This window comes from Inquilinus limosus MP06, assembly GCF_000767795.1.
GTDB classification, from domain to species: Bacteria; Pseudomonadota; Alphaproteobacteria; order DSM-16000; family Inquilinaceae; genus Inquilinus; species Inquilinus limosus_E.
On sequence record NZ_JANX01000705.1, the window covers coordinates 1 to 2,756 of the forward strand.

General features: G+C 70.1%; 4 protein-coding genes. All 4 read right to left on the minus strand.

All coding sequences use genetic code 11. The features are described from left to right. The coding region (locus P409_RS31135) for a succinylglutamate desuccinylase/aspartoacylase family protein (RefSeq protein ID WP_034847609.1) at positions 1 to 644 on the minus strand (644 nt) is incomplete at its 3' end. A gap of 57 nt (positions 645 to 701) precedes the next feature. Next, positions 702 to 1,493, minus strand: coding sequence for a transporter substrate-binding domain-containing protein (locus P409_RS31140; RefSeq protein ID WP_034847611.1), 792 nt, complete (start codon positions 1,491 to 1,493; stop codon positions 702 to 704). A gap of 29 nt (positions 1,494 to 1,522) precedes the next feature. After that, positions 1,523 to 2,251, minus strand: coding sequence for an amino acid ABC transporter ATP-binding protein (locus P409_RS31145; RefSeq protein ID WP_034847613.1), 729 nt, complete (start codon positions 2,249 to 2,251; stop codon positions 1,523 to 1,525). Next, on the minus strand, positions 2,238 to 2,756 hold a 519-nt coding region (locus tag P409_RS31150; protein WP_034847614.1), incomplete at its 5' end, for an amino acid ABC transporter permease. The genes P409_RS31150 and P409_RS31145, both read right to left, overlap by 14 nt.

A 2,756-nucleotide genomic window follows, 5' to 3' on the forward strand; every position in this document is an offset into this window, starting at 1 on the left:
ACCGTGCCGCCGCCGCCGAACTCGCCGGACAGGCCGATGATGCCGGCCCGCGCCGCGGCGCCCATCGAGGTCGGCGCCGCCGGCCCGTTGTCGGCGATGAAGCCCCAGGGCAGGCCCAGCGCGCGCATCAGCGCCACCGCCCGCTCCTGCCGCGCCGGATCGGCATGCCGCTCGATCAGGGCGCAGGGCAGATGCGCCATCGAGGTACCGCCGGAATGCAGGTCGAGCACCACGTCGTGGCGCGGGAACAGCTCATGCTCCAGGAAATGGGCGATGCGCCGGGTCGGGGTGCCGTCCGGGTCGCCCGGGAAGGCGCGGTTGAGGTTGCCGCCGTCGAGCGGAGAGCAGCGCTTCGACGCCCGCACCGCCGGCGCGTTGCTCATCGGCAGGATGGTCACCGCGCCCTTCATCCGGGCCGGGTCCAGCCGGCGGATCAGCCGGGCCAGGGCGAATTCGCCCTCGTACTCGTCGCCATGGTTGCCGGCCATCAGCAGCACCCGCGGCCCGTCACCGTTCTTGATCCGCGCGACCGGGACCTTGACGTGGAAATAGGGCGACCGGTCGACCGAGAAGGGCAGGCCCAGATGGTCCAGGACCTTGCCGTCGGCGTCGAAATCGATGGTGTGGAACAGACCCGTGTGCATCTCGGTCCTCGGGAAGCGGAAGGCGCCGCCGCCCGGGACAGGGCGGCGGCAGCGGGCTTACATCAGCGGCACCTGCTGCGGCGCGCCGAACCAGGTGGTCTGCAGCTTCGCCAGCTTGCCGTTGAGGCGGTTGTAGTAGAGGAAGGTGTTGATCCAGTTCAGCAGGTCCTGCTCGCCGTGCTTGACCACGACATGGGCGGGCGACTGGCGGATCAGGAACTTCAGCTCCACCTCCTTGCCCGGATTCTGCTGCGACACGGTGCGGGCGATGGCGCTGTTCTCGGCGAACATCTCGGCCTGGCCCGAGAGATAGGCGGCGACGGCCGAGGGTGCGTCCTCGAAGCGGACATACTGCGCGTCCGGCGCGTTCTCGGTCAGCCACAGGTCCAGCGTCGTGCCCTTGGCCACGGCGATGCTGTGGCCGGCCAGGGCCTTCGGGTCCTCGGTCGCCGCGATGCTCTTCGGCCCGTAGACGCCGAGATCGACCGCCGCATAGGCCTGCGAGAAGGCGACCTGCTGCGCCCGCTCCGGCGTGGCGCCGGCGGCGGCGATCAGCACGTCGACCTTGTCGGCCAGCAGGCTGGGGATGCGGCTGGCCCCGGTGACCTGCACCAGCTCCAGCTCGACGCCCATATCGGCGGCCATCAGCTTCGCCAGGTCGATGTCGAGGCCGGTGGCCTCGCCCTTGTCGTCCTTGAAGCCCCAGGGCGCCACGTCCATCAGCACGCCGACCCTGAGCTTGCCGGCGTCGAGCACGTCCTGCAGCGTGTCGGCCTGCGCCGCGGCGGGCAGCGCCAGGGCCGCGACCGCCGCGGCGGCGGCCATCAGGCGGCGGAATCCGGTGATCATGAAAACCTCCTTCTGCTTGTTTCTTGGCGTCATTGAACGGAACCGATGAAGCTCTTGAGCTCGGCCGTCTGCGGGTCGCCGAAGATGCGGTCGGGCGGCCCCTCCTCCCAGACGCGGCCCTGATGCATGAAGACGATCTTGGTCGCGACGTTGCGGGCGAAGCCCATCTCGTGCGTCACCAGGATCATGGTCATGCCCTGGCGGGCCATCTGCTCCATCACCCGCAGCACCTCGCCCACCAGCTCGGGGTCGAGGGCGGAGGTGACCTCGTCGAACAGCATCAGCTGCGGCGACATGGCAAGGCAGCGGGCGATGGCGACGCGCTGCTGCTGGCCGCCGGACAGCCGCTCGGGCCAGGCGTCGATCTTGTCGGCCAGGCCGACCCGGCCCAGCATCTCGCTGGCCAGCGCCCGCGCCTCGCCCTTGCGGATCCGGCCGGTCAGGATCGGCGCCAGGGTGACGTTGCGCTCGACCGTCAGATGCGGGAACAGGTTGTAGCTCTGGAACACGATGCCGACGCGCTGGCGCAGCGCCCGCAGCTCCTTCATCCCGGCGCGGACCGGCCTGCCCTCGATCCGCACCTCGCCGTCCTCAATCGTCTCCAGCGCGTTGATGCAGCGCAGCAGCGTCGACTTGCCGGAGCCGGAGCGGCCGATGATGGTGACGATCTCGCCCTCCGCCACGTCCAGCGAGACGCCCTTCAGCACCTCGACCGGGCCGAAGCGCTTGCGCAGGTTCCGGACTTCAACGAGCGCCATTGAGACGGGCCTCCAGCGAGCGCGACCAGGTGGTCAGCGGAAAGCAGATCGCGAAGTAGATCGCGGCGACGACGGTGTAGGTCAGCAGCGGCTGGAAGGTGGCGGCGCTGGCCATCTGCCCGGCCCGCGCCAGCTCGACGAAGCCGACGATCGAGGCCAGCGAGGTGTTCTTCACCAGCTGCACCAGGAAGCCGACCGTGGCCGGGAGGGCGATGCGGAAGGCCTGAGGGCCGATGATCCAGCGGAACTGCTGCCACTTGGTCAGGCCGAGGCATTCCGCCGCCTCCCACTGCGCCGGCTTCACCGCCTCGATGCCGCCGCGCCAGATCTCGCCCAGGAACACCGCGGTCCAGATGGTGTAGGCGACGGCGACCGCGACGAGCGCCGGCACGTCGACGCCGAGGAACACCGGCATGCCGAAATAGATGAACATCAGCAGGCCCACGCAGCGGGCACGCCCTCGCACCAGCTGCAGCAGCAGGGCCGCGATCCAGCGCGGCAGCGC

What these genes read in the sequence shown, in the direction of transcription:
- P409_RS31140 (WP_034847611.1), bottom strand. Translation starts at nt 1,493, where the DNA reads ATGATCACCGGATTCCGCCGCCTGATGGCCGCCGCCGCGGCGGTCGCG.
- P409_RS31145 (WP_034847613.1), bottom strand. Translation starts at nt 2,251, where the DNA reads ATGGCGCTCGTTGAAGTCCGGAACCTGCGCAAGCGCTTCGGCCCGGTC.